At 65.9% G+C, this 24,406-nt stretch carries 20 protein-coding genes; 11 read left to right on the top strand and 9 right to left on the bottom strand.

What is annotated here, in order from left to right:
• Positions 1-176: 176 nt before the first annotated feature.
• From ACQY4S_RS03180 to ACQY4S_RS03165, 4 genes are all read right to left on the bottom strand, one after another.
• Positions 177-1,556, bottom strand: coding sequence for an MFS transporter (locus tag ACQY4S_RS03180; RefSeq protein ID WP_428483758.1), 1,380 nt, complete (start codon positions 1,554-1,556; stop codon positions 177-179).
• A gap of 34 nt (positions 1,557-1,590) precedes the next feature.
• Complete coding sequence (locus tag ACQY4S_RS03175; protein ID WP_428483757.1) at positions 1,591-2,355, bottom strand: SDR family NAD(P)-dependent oxidoreductase; 765 nt, start codon at positions 2,353-2,355, stop codon at positions 1,591-1,593.
• A gap of 62 nt (positions 2,356-2,417) precedes the next feature.
• Complete coding sequence (locus ACQY4S_RS03170) at positions 2,418-4,364, bottom strand: elongation factor G (RefSeq protein ID WP_428483756.1); 1,947 nt, start codon at positions 4,362-4,364, stop codon at positions 2,418-2,420.
• Between the two features lie 132 nt (positions 4,365-4,496).
• Positions 4,497-5,537, bottom strand: coding sequence for a TIGR03617 family F420-dependent LLM class oxidoreductase (locus ACQY4S_RS03165; protein ID WP_428483755.1), 1,041 nt, complete (start codon positions 5,535-5,537; stop codon positions 4,497-4,499).
• A gap of 96 nt (positions 5,538-5,633) precedes the next feature.
• On the opposite strand from ACQY4S_RS03165, the gene ACQY4S_RS03160 reads away from it, so the two are divergent.
• From ACQY4S_RS03160 to ACQY4S_RS03145, 4 genes are all read left to right on the top strand, one after another.
• The gene (locus tag ACQY4S_RS03160) at positions 5,634-5,987 is read left to right on the top strand and encodes a lysozyme (RefSeq protein ID WP_428483754.1); all 354 of its coding nucleotides are present in this window, start codon (positions 5,634-5,636) and stop codon (positions 5,985-5,987) included.
• A gap of 143 nt (positions 5,988-6,130) precedes the next feature.
• Positions 6,131-6,388, top strand: coding sequence for a hypothetical protein (locus tag ACQY4S_RS03155; protein ID WP_428483753.1), 258 nt, complete (start codon positions 6,131-6,133; stop codon positions 6,386-6,388).
• 72 nt (positions 6,389-6,460) lie between these two features.
• A complete protein-coding gene (locus ACQY4S_RS03150; protein WP_428483752.1) occupies positions 6,461-7,213 on the top strand; it encodes an SDR family oxidoreductase in 753 nt (250 codons plus the stop codon).
• Positions 7,213-8,352: a CaiB/BaiF CoA transferase family protein gene (locus tag ACQY4S_RS03145; protein WP_428483751.1), complete on the top strand. Its 1,140-nt coding sequence runs from the start codon at positions 7,213-7,215 to the stop codon at positions 8,350-8,352. The genes ACQY4S_RS03150 and ACQY4S_RS03145 overlap by 1 nt, the downstream gene beginning before the upstream one ends.
• Positions 8,353-8,359: 7 nt before the next feature.
• Here the strand turns inward: ACQY4S_RS03145 and ACQY4S_RS03140 are convergent, their stop codons facing one another.
• Positions 8,360-9,202 carry a TauD/TfdA dioxygenase family protein gene (locus ACQY4S_RS03140; protein ID WP_428483750.1) on the bottom strand — a complete coding sequence of 281 codons (843 nt, stop codon included), beginning with the start codon at positions 9,200-9,202 and terminating at the stop codon, positions 8,360-8,362.
• Between the two features lie 166 nt (positions 9,203-9,368).
• Here ACQY4S_RS03140 and ACQY4S_RS03135 point away from each other — a divergent pair, with 166 nt between their 5' ends.
• Positions 9,369-9,866 (top strand): nucleoside deaminase, encoded by a 498-nt coding sequence (locus ACQY4S_RS03135; RefSeq protein WP_428483749.1) that lies wholly within the window; start codon positions 9,369-9,371, stop codon positions 9,864-9,866.
• A gap of 254 nt (positions 9,867-10,120) precedes the next feature.
• On the opposite strand, the gene ACQY4S_RS03130 is transcribed toward ACQY4S_RS03135, so the two are convergent.
• Together ACQY4S_RS03130 and ACQY4S_RS03125 are read right to left on the bottom strand one after the other, a co-directional pair.
• On the bottom strand, positions 10,121-10,690 hold the full coding sequence (locus tag ACQY4S_RS03130) for a Uma2 family endonuclease (RefSeq protein WP_428483748.1): 570 nt from the start codon (positions 10,688-10,690) through the stop codon (positions 10,121-10,123).
• A gap of 18 nt (positions 10,691-10,708) precedes the next feature.
• Positions 10,709-12,427 carry a dihydroxy-acid dehydratase gene (locus tag ACQY4S_RS03125; RefSeq protein WP_428483747.1) on the bottom strand — a complete coding sequence of 573 codons (1,719 nt, stop codon included), beginning with the start codon at positions 12,425-12,427 and terminating at the stop codon, positions 10,709-10,711.
• Between the two features lie 109 nt (positions 12,428-12,536).
• Here ACQY4S_RS03125 and ACQY4S_RS03120 point away from each other — a divergent pair, with 109 nt between their 5' ends.
• Entirely contained in the window at positions 12,537-13,037 is a 501-nt protein-coding gene (locus ACQY4S_RS03120; RefSeq protein ID WP_428483746.1) for a hypothetical protein, read from the top strand.
• 129 nt (positions 13,038-13,166) lie between these two features.
• Here ACQY4S_RS03120 and ACQY4S_RS03115 read toward each other — a convergent pair whose 3' ends face one another.
• A complete protein-coding gene (locus ACQY4S_RS03115; RefSeq protein WP_428483745.1) occupies positions 13,167-14,279 on the bottom strand; it encodes a hypothetical protein in 1,113 nt (370 codons plus the stop codon).
• A 179-nt stretch (positions 14,280-14,458) separates the two neighbouring features.
• Between ACQY4S_RS03115 and aat the strand changes: the two genes are divergently transcribed.
• Positions 14,459-15,130, top strand: a complete 672-nt coding sequence (gene aat, locus ACQY4S_RS03110; RefSeq protein ID WP_428483744.1) for a leucyl/phenylalanyl-tRNA--protein transferase — start codon at positions 14,459-14,461, stop codon at positions 15,128-15,130.
• Between the two features lie 74 nt (positions 15,131-15,204).
• On the opposite strand, the gene ACQY4S_RS03105 is transcribed toward aat, so the two are convergent.
• The gene (locus ACQY4S_RS03105) at positions 15,205-15,705 is read right to left on the bottom strand and encodes an Lrp/AsnC family transcriptional regulator (RefSeq protein ID WP_428483743.1); all 501 of its coding nucleotides are present in this window, start codon (positions 15,703-15,705) and stop codon (positions 15,205-15,207) included.
• A gap of 107 nt (positions 15,706-15,812) precedes the next feature.
• Here ACQY4S_RS03105 and ACQY4S_RS03100 point away from each other — a divergent pair, with 107 nt between their 5' ends.
• The 4 genes from ACQY4S_RS03100 (at position 15,813) to ACQY4S_RS03085 (ending at position 24,285) form a co-directional block, all read left to right on the top strand.
• A complete protein-coding gene (locus ACQY4S_RS03100) occupies positions 15,813-19,235 on the top strand; it encodes an indolepyruvate ferredoxin oxidoreductase family protein (RefSeq protein WP_428483742.1) in 3,423 nt (1,140 codons plus the stop codon).
• Between the two features lie 362 nt (positions 19,236-19,597).
• A complete protein-coding gene (gene fumC / locus ACQY4S_RS03095; protein ID WP_428483741.1) occupies positions 19,598-21,004 on the top strand; it encodes a class II fumarate hydratase in 1,407 nt (468 codons plus the stop codon).
• A 75-nt stretch (positions 21,005-21,079) separates the two neighbouring features.
• Positions 21,080-22,345 (top strand): threonine/serine exporter family protein, encoded by a 1,266-nt coding sequence (locus ACQY4S_RS03090; RefSeq protein ID WP_428483740.1) that lies wholly within the window; start codon positions 21,080-21,082, stop codon positions 22,343-22,345.
• A gap of 200 nt (positions 22,346-22,545) precedes the next feature.
• A complete protein-coding gene (locus tag ACQY4S_RS03085) occupies positions 22,546-24,285 on the top strand; it encodes a hypothetical protein (protein ID WP_428483739.1) in 1,740 nt (579 codons plus the stop codon).
• The last annotated feature ends 121 nt before the right edge of the window (positions 24,286-24,406 follow it).

Genomic DNA, 24,406 nt, shown 5'->3' with positions numbered 1-24,406 from the left:
CAAAGCCGCATAATAGCTAACTATGGGAAGTGGTGTCAGACAGCGTCTCCCGTAGATCTCCCTTTCTCCGGAGATATTCTGATGGACCTTGGATACCGCGCTGCGACCGGTATCTGAACGTCTGCGTCCCATAAAAGCAGAGTGCCAACCGCGGCACCATCCGCCAAAGTTCACCCCTACGTCGAAAGCTGCTCCAGCACCGCACGCGACTGGCGGATGCCCAGGAACCGGATCAGCAGCGCCGGCAGCACCGCGCCAGGGACAACGATCCACAGCACCCAGCCCAAATGGTTCGGCCCCAGCGCATACAGCGGCCCCAGCAACGTCACCCCGGCCCAGGCACCCAGGTGCCCCAGCCCATCGGTCCAGGCAAACGCCTTCGACCGCATCCGGGTGGGATAGGCGACCGCCGTGTAGTTGTACAGGTTGAACAGGAACAGCCCGGTGCCGACCCGGCTGACGATGTAGCAGCCGGCGATGACCCACAGGTTGGGCACGATCCACGCCACCGCCCAGGCCAGGGCGAAGATCAGGCCGGCGACGAACAGCACCTCCCGCCGCTCCACCCGCTCGCCCAGGCGGGCGTTGACCAGGAAGCCGACGAACAGCGCGGCATAGGCGGCGGCGATTGTCAGGAAGACGAAATGCGCGCTGCCGCCGTGGTCCACCATGAACACCGCGGCAAAGGCGCCGACGCCGTAGATCAGGCCGGCATAGGCCAGCAGCCAGACGAAGATCAGCACCCAGGTCCGGCTGCGGTACAGCGGACTGGTGAACAGCTCGGTCCAGGAACTGTCCACCGCCGAGATCACCGGGTTGCGCCGCGCATCCACCACCGGCAGGGGAGCGTTGGAGAAGCCCTGGCAGCGCTGCTCGTAAGCCGTCATGATGCGTTCGGCTTCGTCGTGACGGCCATGCGCTTCCAGCCAGCGAGGCGATTCCGGCAACTTCCACCACAGCAGAGGCAACAGGACAAGGATCTCAATCGCCGCGCTGACCCACAGGAAGATCTGCCAGTGGCTAGGGATCCAGGCAAAGGCGAGCAGGTTGACGCCGACCGCGACCAGTGCCGTGACACCCTGCGACGTCAGCAGCACGCGGTTGCGGACCTCCGGCGATGTCATTTCCGACAAGTAAACACTGTGCGTGGCGACGATGCCGCCGACGCCCAAGGTGCTTAGGATCGACAGCACCACCATCCAGGTGAAATCGGTGACGTAGGCGAACGGCCAGATGCAGATGCCGCCGAGCAGCGTCGCCAGCAGGATGGCAGGACGGCGGCCATACCGGTCGGCGACGAAGCTCATGATGTAGACGCCGAGCAGCACGCCCAGGCCAACCTGCAGCGCCTGGATGACGGCGTATTGCACCACGTCGATGACATGGTTCGGCCGCCAGACGAAGGGGTACAGCCGAGCGCCGATGCCGTCGGTGTCGAAGATGATGAAGCCCCAGGTGGTTTCGATCAGGATCGCGAGCTGCCACTGCACGCGGGTCAGCGGCAGCCGGTCGATCCGCGCCGCCATGATGCCGTCGAACGTTGTCCGCTCAACCATTGGTTTCCTCCGCCCTGGTTACCTTCCGCCACCGCTACATCCCGATCGAGAAGCCTCCATCGACCGGAATCGCCGTCCCCGTCACGAAGTCCGAGGCCGAACTGGCGAGGAACGCGGCGATGCCGGCCATGTCCGAAGGCGTGCCCCAGCGGCCGTGCGGCGTGCGCTTTTCCACGCTGTCGTGCAGGTTCGGCACGTGCTCGCGCGCGCGCCGGGTCAGATCGGTGTCGATCCAGCCGGGCAGCACGGCGTTGACCTGGATGTTGTCCTTTGCCCAGGCGGTGGCCAGCGCGCGGGTCATCTGCACGATGCCGCCCTTGCTGGCGGCGTACGGGGTAGTATAGGGTGCGCCGAACAGCGACATCATCGAGCCAATGTTGATCATCTTGCCGCCGCCGGCCGCGACCATCGCGGGATAGGCCGCCTGGCCGCACAGGAACGCGCTGGTCAGGTTGGTATCCATCACCTGGTGCCATTCCGCCTCGGTGAAGTCCTGCGGCATTTTCCTGATCGAGGTGCCGGCGTTGTTCACCAGGATATCCAGCCGGCTGTAGACCCTGTGGGTCTCGGTGATCAGCGCTTGGCAGTCGGCCTTCTTCGTTACATCGGCAACGACGAACACCGCCTCGGCGCCCGCGTCGTGCAGGGTCTTCAGCGCCACCGAGGCCTTGTCCTTGTTCCGGCCGGCGATCACGATCCTGGCGCCGAGGGAGGCGATGCCCTGCGCCATGCCCAGCCCGATGCCGCCGTTGCCGCCGGTGACGACGGCGACCTTTCCCTTCAGGTCGAACAGGTTCATCGGGTTTCCTCGGATCGGACGTTGCGCGCAGCATGATGGGTCGCATCATGCTGCGCAAGCAGTCACGGACTGAGGCGCGTCTCCGCCAGATGATCAAACCGCCTGCGAAATGTGCCAAGCCCCATCGTCTGCGACCGCAACTCGATGATCAGGTCATGCAATTCGGCTTCCGGCACCAGCGCTTCGACCTCGTCCCACCCCGGCCAGCCGGGGCGTTCGGCAAAACCCAGGATCTGGCCGCGCCGCCCGGTCAGCAGCCGCTGCGCCCGCGCGGTGGTGTCGTTCGGTATGCTGACGGTGATGTGCTCGATCGGTTCCAGCAGCACTGGGTCGGCCTTTGCCAGGGCCTCCTTCATCGCGATCTGCGTCGCGGTCCGGAACGCCATGTCGGAGCTGTCCACCGCGTGGAAGCCGCCGTCCGTCAGGGTAACGGCGATGTCCACCACCGGGTAGCCGAAGGGCCCCTTGCGGCAGGCGTCCTCGACCGCATCCCCCACGGCGGGAATGAAGTTGCGGGGCACGGTGCCACCGACGATCTTGTCGATGAACAGGAAACCCTCGCCGCGCGGGCGGGGGGCGACCTCGATCCTGACGTCGGCGAACTGGCCGTGGCCGCCGGTCTGGCGTTTCAGCCGGCCATGTTCCTGCATCGTCTTGCGAATGGTTTCCTTGTAGGCGATCTGCGGCTTGCTGGTGGTGACCTTCAGCCCGAAGCTTCGGGCGAGGTGACCGACAGTGGTCAGCAGATGCATCTCGCCCTGGCCGTGCAGCACGGTTTCCTGTGCCTGGGTGATGAACAGCGAAGGATCCTCCTCGGCCAGCTTGTGCAGCGCGCCGGACAGTTTCACATCATCCTTCCGGTCGGTGGTGGTGATCGCCAGCGCATAAACCGGTGGCGTTGCCGGCGGAAAGGGCAAGGGTTCGGGCGCGGCGCCAGGCGAGACGGTGGCGCCGGTGACCACGTTGTCCAGCCGGCCAAAGGCGACAATGTCGCCCTGCTTCGCTTCGGACGTTCGCGTCATGTCGCCGTTCGCGAAACGGTAGATGCCGCCAAGACGAGTGCCGCCAAGTACGGCGCCATCAGCGACCGCGCCGCGCCAGACCCGCGCATAGGACAGCTTGCCGGTGTGGCCGGCGTAGGCGGTCCTGAACACCTGGGCCAGCGGCGGGCCGTCCGGGTCGATCGCCTTTCGGTCAGCGGTTTCGGCGGGATCAGGCGTGTCGTGGCGCAGCGCCTTCCACAGGCGGCGGACGCCGTTGGCATGTTCGGCGGCGCCCAGCAGCACCTCGATCACCGCGCCGGCCAGCAGGTCCTTGCGCATGTCGCGATACAGTTCCTCCGGCGTCGGCTTGATATCCTCCAGCACTTTCTCCAGCAGCGCGTCGTCATGGTCGGCCAGGGTTTCGACCAGCGAGCCCAGCGCGGCGGCTTCCTCGGCGCGCATGGCGGCGGGAACCTGCATGAGTTCGGACGCCTGGCCCTTGCGATAGTGGTAGGCGCGTTCGCTCATCAGGTCGACATAGCCGGTGACGGACGCATGTTCAAAGATGGGCATCTGTCGCAGCACCAGCGGGGCGGAGGCGTTGGCCTGGATCGCCGCGATCGTGTCGGCGATGCCGCCGTCCAGCGTGTCGATCTTGTTGATGAAGACAATGTGCGGGATGCCTTCCTCCCGCAACGTCTTCAGCAGCGGAACGATGGCTCCCGCCTTGGCCGCGTTGGGCTCGCAGACCAGCACGGCGATGTCCACCATCGCCAGGGCGGCGCAGGCCTGATGCGCGAACTCGATCGAGCCAGGGCAATCCAGGATGGACCATTCGTCGCCGAGATAGGTGCAATGGCCGAGCCGGATTTCGGTCGTCATCGGGCGGTTGCGCGGGTCGGCCGGGCGCTTGACGGGCGCGCCGGCGGCGTCGAGCAGGGCGTCGAACAGGGTGGACTTACCGCTGCCATAGGGGCCCACAAGGGCGAGCGAACGCGGGCTTCGGACGTTTCTTGTTTCGGACATGGCCGTACCTCCTTCGTTGTTGGAAGGCGGCAACCGAGACGCGGGCCCGTGCGAAGCGAGCACTCGGAGCGCCCTCACACGACAAGGCTAAACCAAGTTCGGGCGGACGGGAAACCGGCGCGCCGCGCACAGTCAGATTTGAAAGCCCCTGAAGGCGCTGGGAATGCGCTGGATCGCCTCGATCGTCGTCCGGCGCGTGGCGGCGCTGGTGCCGGGGGTGAAATCGATCGAGACGGTATCGACAATGCCGCCGTAGCGTTTCTCGATGGCGGCCGGCAGTTCGTCATAGGTGGCGCGGGCGACGAACAGGTCCAGCACGTCGTCGGGCACCTGTGCCGCCATCTGGTTCCACTGGCCCTGCTTGGACATCTCAGTCAATTTCACGCCCAGATCGGACACGCCGTGCAAATCGAAGACGCCGCGATAGGCCGGGGTCGAGCCGTAGAAGGCGACGCGGTAACGGGCTTGCTCCGCCTGCGCCTTTACCGCCGCCGCGTCGGGGCCGGTGGCGACGAAGCCGCCGCCGGTGATCTCGAAGTTCTCAAACGATTTTCCCGCGGCTTCAAGTTCCTGGGCGAGCAGCGGGCGCACCACCTGTTGCAGATAGTCGCGGGTGGCGAAACTGTGCAGCCGGACGCTGTCGGCGACGCGGGCGGCGGTCTTCAGCATCAGCGGCCCGACCGCGGCCATCGCCACGGGCGGCAGCGGACGGTGCTGCGCCGGCGGCGAGAACTCCGGCGTCATCAGGGAGAAGTTGTAGTAACGGCCTTTATAGCTCAGTTTCTCGCCATGCTCCCAGCAGCGGAATATCGCCCGCAGTGCCTCGACATACTCGCCCAGGCGCGCCGCCGGAGCGATCCAGGGCGTGCTGAACCGGCGCTCGTTATGCGCCTTGATCTGGCTGCCCAGACCGATGACGAACCGGCCTTTCGAGTGGGCGTGCAGGTCCCATGCCTGGTTGGCAACGATCATCGGGCTGCGCGGGAAGGCGATGGCGACGGAGGTTACCAGCGCGACCCGCTCGGTGGCTAATGCGGCGAAGGCCAGGGGGGTGAACGGGTCGTGCTTCAGTTCGCTGCTGGTGACGGCATCGGCGCCGTCATCCTCCGCTCGGCGCGCGGCGGCCCCGCAGGCGGCCCAGTCGGCGACCGGCAATCCTACTGAAACCCGCATCGGTCGCCTCCCGCCTGTTGCTGTCAGGCACTGTGCGACGCGCCGCGGCCTGGGGCAACCACGGCGCGTGGCTGTTGTCCTGTTCGCGTCATTTTCATGGAAGCAAGCTTCAGGAGGTTCGCCATGCGCAGAACCATGAATGACACCGGACTGGCGCTGATCAAGACATTCGAGTCGCTGCGACTGGCCGCATACCAGGATTCCGTCGGGGTCTGGACGATTGGGTACGGCCACACCCTTGGCGTGCATGCCGACATGACGATGACTCTGGCTGGCGCGAACCAGGCGCTGGCAGACGACTTGCATGGCATGGAAACAGCGGTCGATGCCGCCATTGGGACGACAGCGACGAGCGACAACCAATTCGCGGCCATGGTTTCCTTGTGCTTCAACATCGGGACGTGGAATTTTCGTTGGTCCTCAAGGGCTGAGCTGTCACCGCATCGGTAACACATTAACGGCGGCGGATGCGTTCCTGTTGTGGAACAAGGCCAGGATCGACGATGTCCTGCAACCGTTGTTGGGGCTGACCCGGCGGCGGCAGGCCGAGCGGACACTTTATCTGACCTGAAGGGGCGATTGTGATTGTGTGTGTGCAACGAGCAGTCTTGGTGACGCTGTGCTGGATGGTGGTTGTCGTGCCGGCAGCGGCGACACCATCCTGCAACCAGACCGCCGGCGCGGCGCAGGCGCGCCGCTATGTGGAGCAGTGCCTGGCGGTGTCCCCGGCGACCCATCCGCCCTGCAATGCCGATAATCCCTGCGACCTGATCCGCGACGAAATCCGCCGCGGCTGCGGGATGTTGCAGAAGGACGCACCGGCCTTCTGCCGTACGGACAAGACGGATTGAGCATCCGGCGCTTGGTGCGGATCGCGACAACGCGGTAGCCTGCGCCACTTTCAAGCAAGGGTGGAACCGGACATGCCAGCACTCGACGGACAGGTCATCATCGTTACCGGCGCCAGCCGCGGTATCGGCGCCGCCGCCGCCGCGGCCCTGGCCAAGGCAGGGGCTTGCGTCGTGCTGACCGCGCGGGACGGTGCGCGGGTCGAGGCGGTTGCACGTTCCATTGGTGAAGCGGCTTCGGCACAGGCCTGCGACGTGTCGGACTACCTCGCGGTGGCGGCGCTGGTCGACGCGACAAGATCGCGTTTCGGCCGGCTGGACGCGCTGATCAACAATGCTGGTGTCGTCGAGCCGATCGCCTCCATCGCCGAGAGCGACCCCGCCGCCTGGGCACGCAACATCAACATCAACCTGACCGGCGCCTATCACGCGATCCGCGCCGTGCTGCCGGGGATGCTCGCTGCTGGCCATGGCACGATCGTCAACGTGTCGTCGGGTGCGGCGATCCGGCCGCTGGAGGGCTGGAGCGCCTATTGCAGCGCCAAGGCCGGGCTGCACATGCTGACCCGCGCCATCGCATTGGAAACCGCCCGCAAGGGCATCCGCGTGTTCGGCTTCCAGCCGGGGACCACGGACACCGACATGCAGGTGCTGATCCGCGCCTCCGGGATCAACCCGGTCAGCCAGATCCCGCGCGGCAGCCTGACGCCGGTGGCGCATCCGGCCGCTGCCATCGTCTATCTGTGCGGTTCGGCCGCCGACGACCTGAACGGCCAGGAGTTCAGCCTGCGCGACGAAGCATTTCATGCGCGACTGGAGCTCGCGTGATGGCCGGGCCGCTGGACGGCATCAAGGTCATCGAGGTTGGCCAGGCGCTGGCTGGTCCCTTGGCCGGGGTCATCCTGGCCGATATGGGTGCTGACGTGATCAAGGTGGAAAAGCCCGACGGCGGCGACGACGCCAGGTTGTGGGGACCGCCGTTCGTTGATGGCGACTCGGTCAGCTTTCACAGCAACAACCGGGGCAAGCGATCCGTCACCCTGGACATCAAGGATGCGGCGGATGTGGCGAAGCTGAAGCTGCTGGCGGCGGACGCGGACATCCTGATTCAGAACCTGCGCCCCGGCATCGTCGATGAACTCGGCATTGGTCCGGATGCGCTGATGGCGGTGAACCCGAGGCTGGTCTACTGCTCGATCTGGGCGTTCGGCTACACTGGGCCGCTGAAGCTCGCCCCCGGCTTTGATCCGTTGCTGCAATGCTACGGCGCGGTGGTCACGCTGACCGGCCGGCCAGAGGACCCGTCGACGTTCTGCGCCCCGGCGATCAACGATACCGCGACCGGCATGTGGTGCGTGATTGGGGCGCTGGCGGCGCTGCAGCAGCGCGACCGGACCGGACGAGGCTGCGTGGTCGATGCCTCGCTGTTCGAAAGCGCGGTGGCCTGGGTGCAGGGGCCGCTGAACACCTACAACGTGACCGGCACCTTGCCGCAACGCCATGGCACCGGCAGCAATCTTCTGGTGCCGTACCAGATCTTCGAGACTGCCGACCGGCCGCTTTGCATCGCCGCCGGCAACGACCGACTGTTCGTCAAGCTGGCTCGCGCCATGGGGCATCCGGAATGGTGTGACGATCCGCTGCTGGCGGATGGCCGTAAGCGCGCAGCGAACCGCCACGCGGTGGTAGACGCAATGCAGCCGGTGCTGCTGACCCGCACGCGGCAGGATTGGCTGGGGATTATCGGGGAGGCGGGCGTGCCGGTGGCGCCCGTCAACAACATTGCCGAACTGGCGGCGACCGAACAGTTGCAAGCGATGGACATGCTGCGAACCCTGCCGGGCAGCAATCTGCGCGTGGTCGGACTGCCGATCAGCTTCAATCGCGAGCGGCCGCATCCGGCCGGCGCGGCGCCGAAATTGGGTGAGCATAACGCGGCGGTATTTTCGACATCGCGGCACGAGTGACCGTGTCTCAGCCGTTGCGCGGAGGCCGATCGCCCCGCAGCATCACCCGATACAGGTATCGCGTCTGCGCCATGTCGTAATCGCCGTTTGCCTTGTGCAGCAGGCAACGATTGTCCCAGATCACCAGGTCGCCGCCTTGCCATTCGTGGCGATACTGGAATTCGTCCCGGGTCGCGTGCGCCAGCAGTTCGTCCAGCAGCGGCAGGGCTTCCCGGTGGTCCAGCCCGAGCAGTCCCTCGATCCGGATGGGGTTGATGTAGATCGACTGGCGCCCGGTCTCCGGGTGGGTGCGGACAAGCGGGTGGATGACGGCGTTCGGCACGCGCTCCTTGCTGGTATTCGATAGGTCCATCAGCTGGCGGGCGCTGTGGCTGCTCTGGTAGACGTGGATCGCCATCAGGTTGGTGATACGCTCCCGTATCGAGATCGGCAGTGCCGCGTAGGCCACGGCCATGTTGGCGAACTGGGTGTCGCCGCCGCCGGATGGCAGGGTCACGGCGTGCAGCACGGTGGCCTTCGGCGGATGCGGGTCATTGGAATGGTCGGTATGCCAACCCTCACCAGGGATATAGCGTCGGCCATCGGCGAAACGGTCCTGGTTTGAAATGTAGTGGATCTCCGGACAGTCCGGGATGGCGAAGCGCGTGTTGTGCTGCGGGAAGACCGAGCCGAAGATACGCACCGCCGCAAGCATCTGGAGCGGTGTCAGCGACTGGTCGCGAACGACCAGGACGCCATGGGTCAGGAAGGCCTGTGCAAGCGTCGCCTGAGTGTCCGGCGCTACTGGACAGCTCAGGTCGATGCCTCGCACCTCGGCGCCCGTGTGGTCTGATAAGGCCTTGATCCGCATTCCGTCTCCTGCCGCTTCTGGCCAAGTTGGTTTGATCGCATGATTCACGCGCTTTAAACGTGCCGCTCAGCGCGATCATGCGCTAAACCCGCCAACACTTCACGTCCCGGTTGGCGGGCTTGAAGACGTCTCGTTTGGGACCTGATCCAGCAATGGGGGTGCGGTGATGGCGTGGAGCGATGACGACGCGGTCTGGATGGAACGGGCGATCGTCCTGGCGCGACAGGGCGAGACCGAACCAGGCAAGAACTCGATCGGCTGCGTGATCGTTCGCGATGGCGAGGTTGTTGGCGAGGGCTGCAACGAGGTCGGCCTGCGCCATGATGCCACCGCGCACGCCGAGATCATCTCGATGCGCCGCGCCGGGCAGCGGCTGCAATGCGACGAGCTTCGGGGCGCGGTGATGTATACGACCCTGCAACCTTGCGGCATGTGCACCATGGCATCGATCTGGGCGAAGATCGGCCGGATCGTGTTTGGCGCCGGACGGGATGACGTTCATACGATGTATTTCGAGGATCGGCATCTGGATACGATGGACTTCATCCGCGACGCGTTCCGCGAGGACATATCCGTTGACGGCGGCCTGATGCTGCATGACTGCGCGGCACTATATGTTGCGCCGGATGCGGCTGTTCCCCGCGACGAGCAGTTCAATCAGTAGCGGCGTCCTTCGGGTTTGCGTCCTTCGTTTCCTCAAGATCATTGCCGGGCGGCATACCATGGCCATTCGTCATTCGTTACGATATGGATGCCTGACGGCGACGATCAATGCCGTCAGCCAATAATACCAACGGTCCTTGATGTTGACCGATAGCCGGTCAACGGCCGTCGGTATCTTATTGATTTCGCGCGCGGCCGCCCCACCAACCCCACGCGCATACCAGTCAGCCATTTGGGCCGCTGGTATAAATCTGGTTACACCTCTGGCGGTATGTCCTCAAACGTAACGCCGTCGTAGAATTCGGCCAAAGGCAGCGTGATCTCGATCTCGGGCATCCGCAGGATCGCCTCGCCGGAAACGATATGCCCGATCCAGTCGTTCGCGGCCCGTTCGAAGACCGTGGCTCGCTGCCGGTCCTGCGCCAGCATGACGTATCGCTGGATGGAAGGCGTGTCGCGGTATTCCTCGTTCTTGATGCCGAAATCCGTGCTGGCCGTGCTTGGGCTGAGCACTTCGAACACCACCACCGGTTCCGTCACCACCAATGTTCTGCCTGGAACAGGCGAACACACCACGAAGGCGTCGGGATAGCGGATCGACCCGGCAACCGCGATCTTGAGGTCGGCGGTATAGACCTGGCACCGCTTCCCCCGCAGGCGAGTGCCAAGCGCGATGTAGAGATTGCGCTGAATGACCGAATGCTGGGCCGTCCCACCCGTCATGGCGACCGGTTCGAACCCATCAAATTCCCAACGCAGTTCCTGCTGCTCCTCCCACGCCAGAAACACCTCAAGGCTCATTGGTTGCCGCAGCGCGATGCTCATGGACGCAACCCTAGCACATCAGCCGCCGGCGCGCAGCACCGCCAGGTCGCAACCCTCATCGGCCTGCAGCACCTGGTCGGCGATCAGCCGGTCCCAGCCACGCGGCGGCTTGGCCGGCGGCGACCACCTCGCGCGCCTCCGGTCCAGTTCGGCTTGCGGGACCAGCAGATCCAGGCTGCGGTCCTTCACCGACAGCCGGATCCGGTCGCCGGTTTCCACCAGCCCGAGCGGGCCGCCGGCGGCGGCTTCCGGCGTGATGTGCAGCACGATGGTGCCGAAGGCGGTGCCGGACATGCGGCAGTCGCTCATGCGCACCATGTCCTTCACCCCGGCGCGGGCCAGTTTCGACGGGATTGGCAGGTAGCCGGCCTCCGGCATGCCGGCCGGCGTCAGGGAGCCGGCGTTCTTCAGCAGCAGGATGTCGTCGGCGGTCACGTCCAGTTCGGGATCGTCGATGCGGTCGGCCAGGTCCGCCAGGCCGTCGAACACCATGACGCGGGCCTCGGTTTCGAACAGCGATGGGGTCGCCGCGCTGCGCTTCAGGATGGCACCGCGCGGCGCCAGTGAGCCAAACAGCGCCACGATGCCGCCGACCGGCGAGACCGGTTCGGCGCGGGCACGGATATAGCGGCGATCGACGAAGGCGGGTTCCACCAGCCGCTGTTCCAGAGAAACCCCGGTCACGTCGATCGGGTCAAGGTGCAGCAGGTCGCGCAGTTCCCACAGCAGGGCGGGCATGCCGCCGGCGGCATGGAAATCCTCCATGTAACCTTCGCCGGTCGGCTTCAGGTCGACCAGCACAGGGGTGGAATCGGAGAGTTCGTTCAGTGTCCGCAGGTCGATCCTGACCCCGCGCCGGCCGGCGATCGCGGTCAGGTGGATCAGCGCGTTGGTCGATCCGCCGAGCGCCAGCAGCACCCGCAGTGCGTTCTCGATTGAGGCCGCGGTGATGATCTGCGATGGCCGGATCGGGTTGGCAATCAGCCGCACCGCCAGGGCGCCGGCGTCCTCGGCGGCGCGCAGCCGGTCGGCGTGCACCGCCGGGATCGAGCCGTGACCCAGCGGCACCATGCCCAGCGTCTCGGCCAGGCATGCCATGGTGGAGGCGGTGCCCATTACGCCGCAGGTGCCGGCGGTGGTGGCCAGGCGGCCCTCGATCTCGGCGATCCGCTCATTGCTGACGCGGCCGGCACGGTAGGCCGCCCAGTAGCGGCGGCAGTCGGTGCAGGCGGACAGCCGCTCGCCCTGGAACGGTGTCGCCAGCATCGGGCCGGTGACCAGTTGGACGGCGGGTATGTCGGCCGAGACGGCGGCCATCAGTTGCGCCGGCACGGTCTTGTCGCAGCCGCCGACCAGCACCGCCGCATCCATCGGCTGCGCCGTCAGCATCGCCTCGGTGTCCAGCGCGGCTAGGTTGCGGTAGTGCATGGAGGTCGGGAACAGCGATGGCTCGCACAGCGAGATGGTGGGGAAGGGCATCGGCAGGCCGCCGGCCGCCAGGACGCCGCGCTTCACCGCCTCGATCAGCTCCGGCATGGTGCGGTGGCAGTTGTTGTAGGCCGATCCGGTGTCGACGATGCCGACGACCGGGCGGTCCAGCATGGCCTGGGAGTAGCCCATGGACTTGGCGAAGGATCGCCGCAAATACAGCGCGAAATCCGGATCGCCATAGTTCGCGGTGTTGCGGGCCAGACCTTGTTTGGCCGCGGCGCCACGCTTTGGAGGGGTCTGTGTCATGCGCCTGATGCTAGTCCCGGCCCTGGCAGTACGTCGATATGGTCGCCAATCCGTGACAAATAAGAACTAATCCGCTATCAAACTGATAAAGTAGCGGAGTGTTCCAACCTTGAATGTGCATCGTCTGGCTTGTCGGCTGGCCTCGGCGGCCGTGATCTTGGCGGCCTTGAGCGGGTGCGGGCCGAGCTACTCGTCCGGCGCGAATGCGAGCAATGCGGTGGAGCGGGCGAACAAGGTCGAACCGGGGGTGGTGGTTGGCGTGAGGCGGGTTGGTGTCAGCGCCTTGGGCAAGGTGAGCGCGACCAGCGTGTTGGGCGGGTCGCTGATGGGCGGCATCGCGGGATCGGTGGAGCATGTCTCGGCTGACACCAAGGCGTTCGAGTATATCGTGCGCAAGTCAAACAATAACCTGGTCAGCGTAACGCAGAAGGACAAGGTGTCGCTGACGCTGGGGCAGAAGGTGCTGGTGATCGCGGGAACCCAGGCGCGGGTGGTGCCGGACGACATGGTGCCGCCGGATAGCCCGGCGAAGCATGCAAAGGTCGCCGAGGCCAGGGCGTCGGTGGCGCCGGACATGCCGACGGTGATCAGTGCGGCGGCGGCGCGGTGAAATCGGCTCGACCCAGGCCGGATCGCGGAGCCGCGGACGCGAATGCGGGCGCACCGCAATGCTTTAGTTTCAAAGCGATGGACGGCGTTCAGCCGCCTGCCATGATGGTTGAGGATTGTCGATGGACGCTTACTTCGGCGAAGAAAGTTTGTGCTTCCCGATTGGAACGGCTTTGGCCGCGGGAAGCGGATAGCCTGCATTCATCGCGAGGTGGCTGGCGGTGCTGAGCAGCGCGTCAATCCGCATCAGTTCGGCCTTGCGCTGCTGGGAGGGAACGTTGACGAGGTTGCCAAGCATCTCGCTTGCCACCGTGCCCATGGCGCCTGACCACATCATCGGGTGTCCAGGCGTGCCGGTCGAGGCGGTCACTGGGTGGATGATCGCGGCGGCCGCGATGTTCGTGCCGGCAGCCACTGCCGCGGACTTCGCGACTTTCGCCGCCGGCGGTTGCGGATGCGCCGCCCGTGGTGGCGCGGCCCGCGCAAGCACGGGCACCGGCGAAGCCTGGATGGGTCCATGCTGCACAGGCGCCGGCTGTTCGGCTGCTGGCGGGTCCGCCGGCGCCGGCTGCATCGCGGCTGGTTCGGCCGGAATTGGCTCGGCCTGAATTGGCTGTGCCGAGATTGGCTCGGCCAGGATTGGCTCGGCCAGGGCTGGCTGAGCCAAAGTGGGCTGGATCAGGGCGGGCTGAGTCGGGGTGGGCGGGGTCTCCGCGGGCTTGGTTGCCGCGGCGCTTCCCAACGCGATCTGGGCCTGAAAATCCTGCAGCATCGTCTGCGCCTGTGCGATCATGTCCTGCAGATCGGCTCCCTGAATATCGTCCTGGTCGGCTGCCGCGCGGTGTGCGCTGGCGGCTTCCTGCGCCGCATCGCCGCGCCGGCTTCGCTCAAGCGCCGCATTGTTCTGCTGGGCGGATCGGTTCAACGCGTTGGCGCAGCCGCGCAGCCGCAGTTTCATCGTCAACGAAAGGTCGGCGCCCATCGACAGGCGCAGCGTGTCCAGGACCGCCATGCCGAAAGCGATGATCTGCCCAATCTTCACCAGATCCGCGTGCGTCCGCGCCTGGTATGAGGCAACGGTTTCCGTGGTGACGAGACGCGCGAGGCTGACATCCCCGGCGCCGCCGGCGAGGAACAGCGGGACGAGAAAGCTGTGGATGAACGCCAGCAGGATGTCGACTGGCTGCATGAGGCGATCCGGCGCGTCCGGATTGACGCGTGCGGCGGTATCAGGCTGGGTCATGGCACTGGCGGGTCCTGATCTGATTGTAGGACCGTTTACCTCAATAAAGGAAAATAATCAAGGACAGATCAGGTGTCTCGGCGGATGTGCGCTGGAAATCCCGCTTGGTTGCGCGCTCACTAGACACCGTCGACGACCCGCCCCTTCCAATCACGCGACCTCGAACACACGTTGTCAGCATGTCCAGACGGTCGGTGGAAGTCACGGCTGACCTCGTCCTGCGCGCCTACCGCCATGGGCTGTTCCCGATGGCGGAGGGTCGGGCCGGCGACAAGCTGTTCTGGCTTGATCCGGTCAAGCGCGGCGTGTTGCCGCTGGACCGGTTCCACCTGTCGCGACGGCTGTTGCGCACGGTGCTGTCGGGTGACTATCAGGTCACTGTCGACCGGAACTTCGCCGGCACCATCGCCGGTTGCGCCACCCCGTTGCCCGATCGCACCGACACCTGGATCAACCCGCAGATCGAACGGCTGTTCACCGAGCTGTTCCGCATGGGCTTTGCCCATTCGGTGGAAACCTGGCGCGACGGCATTCTTGTCGGCGGCCTGTACGGCGTGGCGCTGGGCGGCGTGTTCTTTGGGGAGAGCATGTTCAGCTTTGCCCGCGATGCCTCGAAGACGGCCCTGGTGCATCTCGTCGCGCGCCTGCGCCTGGGCGGTTTTCGGCTGCTGGACACGCAGTTCGTCACCGCCCACCTGGCGCAGTTCGGCGCGGAGGAAATCCCGCGTGACATCTATCGTTCGCAACTTGCCGCGGCGGTGGATGAACCGGCGGTGTGGCTGGTCGATCCAGGGCAGGCGGCGTTGGCCGCCGAGTTCCGCAGTCTGGCCGCCGGTGTCGCAACACGTTAAGGCTGCGGCGCACCGCAGCGCACGACACGATCATCGATCACCAAGCCCCGATTTCAGCCAACGACGCTGGACAATCAGCGGCCGCCCGAGCGTAGCGGCAGGCTGGTGCGATAGACCACCCGTTTCAGTGCCAATGCCGACTCGATCGAGCGCACCCCGGGAATATGCGTCAGCCGGCCGCGCAGGAAAGCCTCATATGACGCGATATCCGCCGCCACCACGCGCAGCAGGTAGTCGCTGGTGCCGGTCATCTCGTACATCTCCATCACCTCCGGACACAGCGCCACGGCGCGCTCGAACACCAGCAGCGCCTCATCGGTATGGCTGGCCAGTCTGACGGTCACGAAGACGTTGACCGGCAGCCCCACCTTGTCCTGATCCAGCAGCGCCACGTAGTGCGTGATGACGCCGGCTTCCTCCAGCAGCTTCTGCCGGCGATGCGATGGCGACGGCGACAGATGCGCCGCCTCCCCCAGTTCCTGCGCTGTCGCTCGGCCGTTGGCCTGAAGGTGATTGAGGATCGCCAGGTCCAGCCGGTCGAGGTCCATCCGTCCATCCTTGCCGGTTTCAGGCATCTTGGCACGTCCTGCCAAAATGGACATTGCTCCTGTCCAAATTTGACAAGCTTTCCCACGCCATCCGCACCATTATACAGTATTCAGATTTATAAGAGGCAGCGCCCATGGATATCGGTCTCGCACCTGCGGCCATCACCCTGGAGTCCCGCTTCGCCGATCTGGACCGACCGGTCCTGCTGACCGGCATCCAGGCCCTGCTGCGGCTGCTGCTGGAACAGAAGCGCCTGGATGAGGCCGCCGGCCTGAACACCGGCGCGCTGGTCTCCGGTTACCGCGGCTCGCCGCTTGGCGGCCTGGACCGCGAGTTGTGGGCGCAGAAGAAGCTGATGCAGGCGCATGCGATCCGGTTTGAGCCGGGGTTGAACGAGGACCTTGCCGCCACGATGCTGTATGGCACGCAGGAACTCGGCGCCTTCCCCGGTGCGAAGGTCGACGGCGTCTATGGCATGTGGTATGGCAAGGGTCCTGGCGTGGACCGCTCGGGCGATGCGTTGCATTGCGCCAACATGGCCGGCACGCACAAGCATGGCGGCATTCTGGCCATTGCCGGCGATGACCATGGCGCGCATTCGTCGACCTATCCGCACCAGACCGAATACATCTTCCAGAACTGCTTCATCCCCGTCCTGAACCCGGCTTCGGTGCAGGATGTGCTGGACCTTGGCCTGGCCGGCTGGGCGCTGTCGCGCTTTTCCGGCCTGTGGGTCGCGATGAAGACCACGGCGGAGACGATGGAGCAGGCCTCCACCGCCATCGTTCGGTCCGGGCGCGCGTTCGTCACGCCCGACTTTCCGATGCCGCCGCACGGGCTGAACTATGACCACACGCTGAACTTTCCCGCCGACCGCGCCGAACTCGAACGCCGCATGATCGATGAACGCATGCCCGCCGCGCTGGCCTGGGCGCGGGCCAATCGGATCGACCGGCTGATCAGCGGCGCGCCGGATGCGACGATCGGCGTGGTCACCATCGGCAAGGCGCACGAGGATACAATCCACACGCTGCGCCGTCTTGAACTGGACCGGCACCCGCAACTGGCGGTCTACAAGATCGGCATGACCTGGCCGCTGGAAACCGAGGGCCTGAAGGATTTTGCTCGCGGCAAGCGCGCCATCCTGGTCATCGAGGAAAAGCGTGGCTTCGTCGAAAGCCAGATCCGCGACGCGCTGTATCACCTGCCGGCGGATGAACGGCCCGATGTCAGCGGCAAGACCGATCCGCGTGGCGCCCCGCTGCTGTCGGCGCTGATGGAGTTGTCACCGGAGAGCGTGGCCGGCGGCCTGGCGGCGTTCCTCGGCCAGGCCGGCTTCAACCTGCCCGCGCCGCCGCTGCCTATCGCCGCCAGCCGTCCGGATGGTCTGCTGCGGCGGACGCCGGCGTTCTGCGCCGGCTGCCCGCATGCGACATCGACCAAGGTGCCGGAGGGCAGCTTTGCCACCGCCGGCATCGGCTGCCACTTCATGGCGCTGGACGATGGGCCGGAGACCCGCACCTTCACCCATATGGGCGGCGAGGGCGTGCCGTTCGTCGGCCTGTCGAGCTTCACCGACGTCAAGCACATCTTCGCCAACCTGGGCGACGGCACCTACATGCACTCCGGCATCCTGGCGATCCGCCAGGCGGTCGCCTCGAAGACCCGAATCACCTACAAGCTGCTGTTCAACGACGCGGTGGCGATGACTGGCGGGCAGCCGGCCGAGGGCTCCCCCACCGTGCCGATGCTGGCGGCGCAGATCGCCGCCGAGGGTGTCAAGCGCATTGCTGTCGTCGCCGACGAGGCCGACCGGCTGCCGCCGGCGTCCGCGCTGCCGCCTGGTGTCACCCGCCATAGCCGGGAAGACCTGGACGCGGTGCAGAAGTCCTTGCGCGATTACGAAGGCCCGTCGGTGCTGATCTACGACCAGGTCTGCGCCACCGAGAAGCGCCGCCGTCGCAAGCGGGGATCAATGCAGCAGGCCACCCGGCACGTCGTGATCAATGAAGCGGTGTGCGAGAATTGTGGCGACTGTTCGACCCAGTCCGGCTGCATCGCCATCGAACCGGTGGAAACCCCGTTCGGCCGCAAGCGGCGCATCAACCCGACAAGCTGCAACGTCGACCTGTCCTGCCTGAAAGGCTTCTGCCCCAGCTTTGTCACCCAGGCCGGGCCGCCCGCGGCACCCGATGCGGACAGCCAATGGCAAGCGCGGGAGGCCGAGCTGGCCGCCGATCTGCCGCTGCCGGTCCTGCCAACGCTGGGCGTGTGGCGCGGGCTGTTCGCCGGCATCGGCGGCGGCGGCATCGTCACCTCCGGCGCCATCCTGGCGATGGCGGCGCATCTGGAGGGCAGGGCGGTCAAGACGCTGGACTTCACCGGGCTGGCGCAGAAGAACGGCGCGGTGGTGGCGCATGTGCAGATCGCCGCGGATGAGGCGGACCTGGACGTGGTGCGCATTCCGCTTTCCACCGCCGACCTGATGGTGGCGGCCGATCTGTCGGTCGCCTGTCAGGCGGGCGTGCTGGAGCGCAACGCGAAGTCCTCGGCCGTCATTGGCAACATGGATCTGGCCGCGACGGCCGAGTTCAAGCGCGACGCGCTGCTGTCGATCGACGCCGCGCTGCATCGCCGCACCATCGAGAAGGCCACCGATGCCGGCGCCTCCATCTGGCTGCATGGCGTGCGGCTGGCGGAGCGGTTGTTCGGCAATGCCCAGGCGATGAACACCATGCTGCTGGGGATGGCCTGGCAGCGCGGTCTGGTGCCGGTGGGGCAGCCGGCGATCGAGCGCGCCATCGAGCTGAACGGCGCCGCAGTCAAGCTGAACAAGCGCGCCTTCCTGTGGGGCCGCATCCTGGCGGAACGGCCGGAGCTTGTGGACCAGGTCCTGGAGGGATTGACCGAGGCGCCGCCGGCCTCGTTGGACGATCTGATCGCGCACCGGGTTGGCGCGCTGACGGCATACCAGTCCAGGCGTTATGCCCGCCGCTACCGCGCCCTGGTGCAGATGGTGATCGACCGCGAGACCGCCGTGTCCGGGCAGCCTGGACGGTTGGCGCGCGCGGCGGCCGAGGGGCTGTATCGCGTGATGGCCTACAAGGATGAATACGAGGTGGCTCGCCTGCATGCCGCCGCGACCTATGGGGAGAAGCCGGCGTTCCATATGTCGCCGCCGCTGATCACCGGGTTCGACAAGGCAACCGGGCGGCGGCGCAAGATCGCCATCCCCGGCTCGATCGCCTTGCCGCTGTTCCGGGTGATGCAGCACGGCAAGCGGCTGCGCGGCACACCGCTTGATCCGTTTGGTTATCAGACTGAACGCCAACAGGAGAGCGCGCTGATTGATCAATATGCCGCTGACCTGCACACGGCGCTCGCGGCGCTGCGGCCGGACAATCTTGGGGTGGCGGTCGCGCTGGCAGAACTGCCGGATCAGATCCGCGGCTTCGGCCCGGTGAAGGATGCCAATCGCGCCAAGGCGGTGGCTCGCCGCACCCAGTTGCTGGCGCAGTTGTCGCGGCCGGCGCCAATGGCCATGGCGGCCGAGTAGGGGGCCGGCCGGCGCGACGGCCCGTCAGGATGAAGTGACCGCCCGCCTTGATCTGTGGGCAACTAACGGCGGCAAAGAAGGTTCGGTTGGCTGGTTCCGTCATGGCAGGCGAAGCGCCGCCAACCATGCCTCGCGGTATCAAAGCGGTTCCCGATCACGTGGCAGCAATTCGTCATGGCCGAAGCTTGTCGCGACCCTACACGCCCTTGGCACCCCTGATATCGCAAGGCGTGGATGGCCGGCCCTCCATGACGCGGGGCCGTGAAGGTCGTCTGCCGATCGCTATTGTAACGCCCGACGGCCCTGGTACAGAGGCTGCCGGGCGCAAGGCTGATCTGTCCCAATCCATCAGGAGAACGGCGATGACGGAGTATCGCAACGAAACCGATAGCCTCGGCGAGATCGCGGTTCCCGCCGACAAGCTCTGGGGCGCCCAGACGCAGCGCTCGCTTGAGCATTTCAGCATCGGGCGGGATCTGATCCCGCGGGAAATGATCACGGCCTATGCCGTGCTGAAGCAGGCGGCGGCCAACGCAAATCATGCGGGCAAGCGGCTTGACGAAACGGCCCACAGCCTGATCAGCCAGGTCTGCGACGAGATCCTGAATGGCCGGCACCACGACATGTTTCCCTTGCACGTCTGGATGACCGGCAGTGGCACGCAGTTCAACATGAATGTGAACGAGGTGATCTCCAACCGATGCTGCCAGCTTGCCGGCACGAAGCTCGGCGGCAAAAATCCGGTGCATCCGAACGATCACGTCAACATGTCGCAGTCGTCGAACGACACGTTTCCTTCGGCGATGTACATCGCCGCCGCGGTCGGCGTGACGGGGCGGCTGATCCCGGCGGTCAAGGCGCTGCACGATGCGATCGCGGCCAAGGCGGCGGCGTGGAACGACATCGTCAAGATCGGCCGCACGCACATGCAGGATGCAACACCGATCACCCTCGGCCAGGAATGGTCGGGCTACGCCGATATGCTGGCGGACAACCTGGAGCGGATCGACGATGCGCTGAAGGGCGTCTACCGGCTGGCCCTCGGCGGCACGGCGGTCGGCACCGGGATCAATGCCGCCTCGGGGTTCGCCGAGGCGGCGGCGGCGGAAATCGCCAGGCTGACCGATCTGCCGTTCGTCAGCGCGCCCAACAAGTTCACCGTGCAGGGCGCGCACGATGCCCTGGTGCAGCTTTCCGGCACATTCCGCACATTGGCGGTCTCGCTCTACAAGATCGGCAACGATATCCGGCTGCTGGCATGCGGGCCGCGCGCCGGTTTCGCCGAGTTGCTGATCCCGGAGAACGAGCCCGGTTCATCAATCATGCCCGGCAAGGTCAACCCGACCCAGGCTGAGGCGCTGACCATGATCGCCGTGCAGGTCATGGCGAACGATGTCGCCGTGGGCTTTGGCGGCGCCGGCGGCTACCTGGAGATGAACGTCTATAAACCGCTGATGATCTTCAACCTAACCCAGTCGATGACGCTGATGACCGATGGATGCACCAACTTCCGCCGGTTCCTGGTCGAAGGCACCGAGCCGAACCTGAAGAAGATCAAGGAGTATGTCGACCGCTCGCTGATGCTGGTCACCGCGCTGGCGCCGGTGATCGGCTACGACAAGGCGTCGCAGATCGCCCATCATGCCATGGACCACGACCTTACGCTGAAGCAGGCCGCCCTGCAGCTAGCGTTCGTGACGGAGGCTGAGTTCGATCGCGTCGTCGATCCCGCCAAGATGGTCAGGCCTTACGTCGCCGCCGACCGGTAGCCGTTGGCGGCCGCGGTGCGCAAGGGTCCGGCGATCAAGGACTGGCAACGTTCCGCGCCGGCGCGGCGGGAGCCCGTGGCAATCTCGACAGTGCTCGATCTGACACGGCTCGCCGCCACGCTCCTGTTCGTAAACGGCCAGACCACGCAACGTACGATCGAGGCGGCGGAGCGGCTGGCCGGCATGCTGGGCTTCCGCGCCAGCCTGCTGCCACGGTGGGGCGAGCTGCACCTCCGCATCGACGATGGCACCGAGGCGCGGGCCGAGAGCTTCGCCGCGGACCCGGTCGGCGTGGACATGGGCAAGGTCGCCGCGACACTGAGCGTGATCGACCAGCTCGGCGACGGCCGGCTCGACATCGCGGCGGCGCGATCGGCGCTGCAAGCGATCGGCCGTCGCCCGCCCATTGGCCTCGCGCGGTTCGCCGCGCTGGCCGGCGCCGGCGCCGCTGCGCTCGGCGTGATCTTCGGCGCGGCCTACCTGCTCAGCCTTGTCCTGATCGCGCTGAGTGCCGCTGCCGGGGCATGTCTACGCCGAGGAATTGCCGGGATCAGCCACAATGCCTTTGTTCAACCGTTTTGCGCCGCGTTGCTCGCCGGCGTGGCCGGTGCGGTCGCGGTCGATCTGCAGGTCAGTTCGATGCTGCGGCTGATCGCGGTCTGTCCGTGCATGATACTGGTGCCGGGTCCGCATCTGCTGAACGGCACGATGGATCTCGCCCGGGCACGCATCGCGCTGGGTGCGTCGCGGATCGGCTTCGCAAGTCTGAGCATTGTGATGATCTGCACCGGCCTGCTGGTCGGGCTTTCCCTCGGCGGCGTCACGCTGCCGGTTTCCGGGCAGTCCGATCCGGTGCCTGTCTTGTATGACGTGATCGCGGCGGGCGTTGCCGTCGCGGCCTACGGCACGTTCTTCGCCATGCCGTGGCGGATGTTGCCGGTCCCCATGCTGATCGGGATGGCCGCCCACGCCGCCCGCTGGGCGACGATCTCGCTTGCCGGCGGCAGCGTCGAGGCGGGCGCGCTGGTCGCCTGCCTGCTGGTCGGGACCATCGTCACGCCGGTCGCCGATCGTCTGCGGCTGCCGTTCGCGGCCTTCGCCTTCGCCGCCGTGGTTTCGCTGATCCCGGGGGTCTTCCTGTTCCGCCTGGGAGGCGGACTTGTCGACCTGGCGACACTCGGCGCCAAGGCTTCGCCGGACCTGCTGCTGGGAACTATCGCGGACGGCGCCACCGCCATGCTCATTATCCTGGCGATGGCGTTCGGCTTGATTGTTCCAAAGCTGTTCATCGAGCATTTCTATCCGGGCCTTGCTGGCCCGCCGCGGCCTGATCCTGGATAATGCCAGGATCGCTTGAAGTACTCTCGTGCCGGTTGTCATTCAAATAACCAGTTCAACCAAATCTTCATGCAACGGCCATGATATTTGAACAGCGGATGCCGCGGCCAGTTCTTTAGGCGCGGACTGGCGGACAGTTGCTTCGCGGTCAATCTTCTTTTGCTGTATGGACGGCCTCTTCTTTCGTCACGAGGTTGTTTCGCATGTCGACGACGCATACCGTTGCCTTTCGCGCCGACGCGTCCGGCGGTGACGGGCGCTGGTGGCGGCGCGGCCTGAAGCGGAGCCGTGACGGCTGGATCGATGTTCTGGTCGGCCTGCTGTGCATCCTGCCGCTGCTGCTGACGGCGCACCTGCCGCTGTCGGACCTGCCCAACCACCTGGCGCGGCAATACATCCTGCGCGACTGGGCTTCCAGCCCGTCGCTGCAGCAGTTCTATTACATCCACTGGGACCTGGTGCCGAACCTGGCGCTGGAGCTGTTCGTGCTGGCGGCGCGTCAGGTAATGTCGATCGACCTGGCGGTGCGGGCGTTCTGCCTCAGCACGGTGCTGATGCTGTTCCTCGGCACGCGGCTGATCAACCGCACCTTGAGCGGCGGGCAGTCGCGGGCGTATCGGGTGGCGCCGTTGCTGTGCTACGGCGGGCCGTTTCAGTATGGCTTTCTCAGCTACTGCTTTGGCATCGGCCTGGCGCTGGTGCTGTTCGGCGTGTGGCTGCGGCTGCGGGCGCGCCCGCTGGCGGCGCGGGTCCGCTTCCTGGTGGTGTCCGGCTTTGGCCTGATGCTGTGCCACTTCGCCGCCTATGGGCTGTTCGCCATCGCGGTTGGCCTATGCGAACTGACCGACGGGGTGGCGGCGGATGGCTGGCGCCGGCCGCTGGCGGCGCTGCGGCGGGGACTGCTGCCGGTGGCCTGCCTGGTGCCGGTTTTCATTGTGTTCCTGCTGCTCAGCCCGACCACCGGGGCGGTGGCCGGCAACGTCGTCCAGTTCAGCACGCTGCACGAGAAGCTGCGCTCGTTCCTGGCAATTACCTTCTTTACCAGCCCAAAGCTGGAGTCTGGATTGCTGATGCTGGCGGTTGCCGCCTTCACCGCCGGGCTGCTGACCCGGACCTTCCGCTTTCACGCCACCGGCCTGGCGATCGGGGTGGTCATGACAGTCGCCTGGCTGGCCATGCCGAACATCGCGATGGACACCGCCTTCATTGACTACCGCTTCCCGTGGGCGATTTCATTCTTCGTCGTCGCCGGCCTGCTGCCAGGACCGGCGCATGCCCGCTGGGTTAGGCCATTCGCCGCCGGTTTCACGGTCCTGACCGTTGCCCGCATCGCGCTGATCGCCGGCCAGTGGCTAAGCTGGGAGCCAACCCTGGCGGCGATCGACCAGGCGCTTGCTCGCTTGCCGATCGGCAGCCGGATCATGGTCATCGAGGGCCGCCTGCCGTCGGGCCTTCGCTACCGGTGGCCTGATCTCGCCAATGTCGCGTCGTATGCCGTGGCGCGACGCCAGGCGTTCGAGCCGGCCATGTTCGCCAGCATCGCCGGCCAGATCCTGTATTTCAAGCCGCGCTACCTGGAACTCTGGCAGCAGGGCGGCTACGGCATCGTGATGCCGGACACGCTGGACAGCTTGGCACCGGAGTACGACTACGTCCTGGACCTGTTGCCGGAGCTGACCCATATCGCGCCTGGACTTCCGCTCGTGTGCCAGGAGAGCGGTCATGATTTCGCTATTCTAAAGGTTGTGCCGAGTGGCGCGGGAACGTTCGAAAGAGACGGGATCTGCGTCCGTCCGACGCGGGTCAGGCCGCGCGCGCAGGGTGATGAAAAGCCACCTGGTCCCGCTGGTGGGGCATCGGCGCGGTCGAGAAGCGCGGTAGGCGGTTCAACCACCTTGGACACGTCCTTTTCCCGACCTGCTAGCGTGATCGTCCGGGGCTGATCCGTCAAACAGGGTTATCAAGCGATCAAGCAAGGCGCTACCAGTTTTGACGGGTGGCGCGGCCCGTCTTCCCAACTTCGCGGCGCTACCGCTTGATTTTAGACTGAACTTTACCGTCTTT

Origin of the sequence: Rhodopila sp. (assembly GCF_965276935.1) — a bacterium.
GTDB lineage: Bacteria > Pseudomonadota > Alphaproteobacteria > Acetobacterales > Acetobacteraceae > Rhodopila.
This window is presented reverse-complemented; position numbering and strand designations above follow the sequence as displayed.

Excerpts from the sequence above, each read along its gene's own strand:
- ACQY4S_RS03180 (WP_428483758.1), bottom strand. The coding sequence starts at position 1,556 with ATGGTTGAGCGGACAACGTTCGACGGCATCATGGCGGCGCGGATCGAC.
- ACQY4S_RS03175 (WP_428483757.1), bottom strand. The coding sequence starts at position 2,355 with ATGAACCTGTTCGACCTGAAGGGAAAGGTCGCCGTCGTCACCGGCGGC.
- ACQY4S_RS03170 (WP_428483756.1), bottom strand. The coding sequence starts at position 4,364 with ATGTCCGAAACAAGAAACGTCCGAAGCCCGCGTTCGCTCGCCCTTGTG.
- ACQY4S_RS03165 (WP_428483755.1), bottom strand. The coding sequence starts at position 5,537 with ATGCGGGTTTCAGTAGGATTGCCGGTCGCCGACTGGGCCGCCTGCGGG.
- ACQY4S_RS03160 (WP_428483754.1), top strand. The coding sequence starts at position 5,634 with ATGGAAGCAAGCTTCAGGAGGTTCGCCATGCGCAGAACCATGAATGAC.
- ACQY4S_RS03150 (WP_428483752.1), top strand. The coding sequence starts at position 6,461 with ATGCCAGCACTCGACGGACAGGTCATCATCGTTACCGGCGCCAGCCGC.
- ACQY4S_RS03145 (WP_428483751.1), top strand. The coding sequence starts at position 7,213 with ATGGCCGGGCCGCTGGACGGCATCAAGGTCATCGAGGTTGGCCAGGCG.
- ACQY4S_RS03140 (WP_428483750.1), bottom strand. The coding sequence starts at position 9,202 with ATGCGGATCAAGGCCTTATCAGACCACACGGGCGCCGAGGTGCGAGGC.
- ACQY4S_RS03135 (WP_428483749.1), top strand. The coding sequence starts at position 9,369 with ATGGCGTGGAGCGATGACGACGCGGTCTGGATGGAACGGGCGATCGTC.
- ACQY4S_RS03130 (WP_428483748.1), bottom strand. The coding sequence starts at position 10,690 with ATGAGCATCGCGCTGCGGCAACCAATGAGCCTTGAGGTGTTTCTGGCG.
- ACQY4S_RS03125 (WP_428483747.1), bottom strand. The coding sequence starts at position 12,427 with ATGACACAGACCCCTCCAAAGCGTGGCGCCGCGGCCAAACAAGGTCTG.
- ACQY4S_RS03115 (WP_428483745.1), bottom strand. The coding sequence starts at position 14,279 with ATGACCCAGCCTGATACCGCCGCACGCGTCAATCCGGACGCGCCGGAT.
- aat (WP_428483744.1), top strand. The coding sequence starts at position 14,459 with ATGTCCAGACGGTCGGTGGAAGTCACGGCTGACCTCGTCCTGCGCGCC.
- ACQY4S_RS03105 (WP_428483743.1), bottom strand. The coding sequence starts at position 15,705 with ATGCCTGAAACCGGCAAGGATGGACGGATGGACCTCGACCGGCTGGAC.
- ACQY4S_RS03100 (WP_428483742.1), top strand. The coding sequence starts at position 15,813 with ATGGATATCGGTCTCGCACCTGCGGCCATCACCCTGGAGTCCCGCTTC.
- fumC (WP_428483741.1), top strand. The coding sequence starts at position 19,598 with ATGACGGAGTATCGCAACGAAACCGATAGCCTCGGCGAGATCGCGGTT.
- ACQY4S_RS03085 (WP_428483739.1), top strand. The coding sequence starts at position 22,546 with ATGTCGACGACGCATACCGTTGCCTTTCGCGCCGACGCGTCCGGCGGT.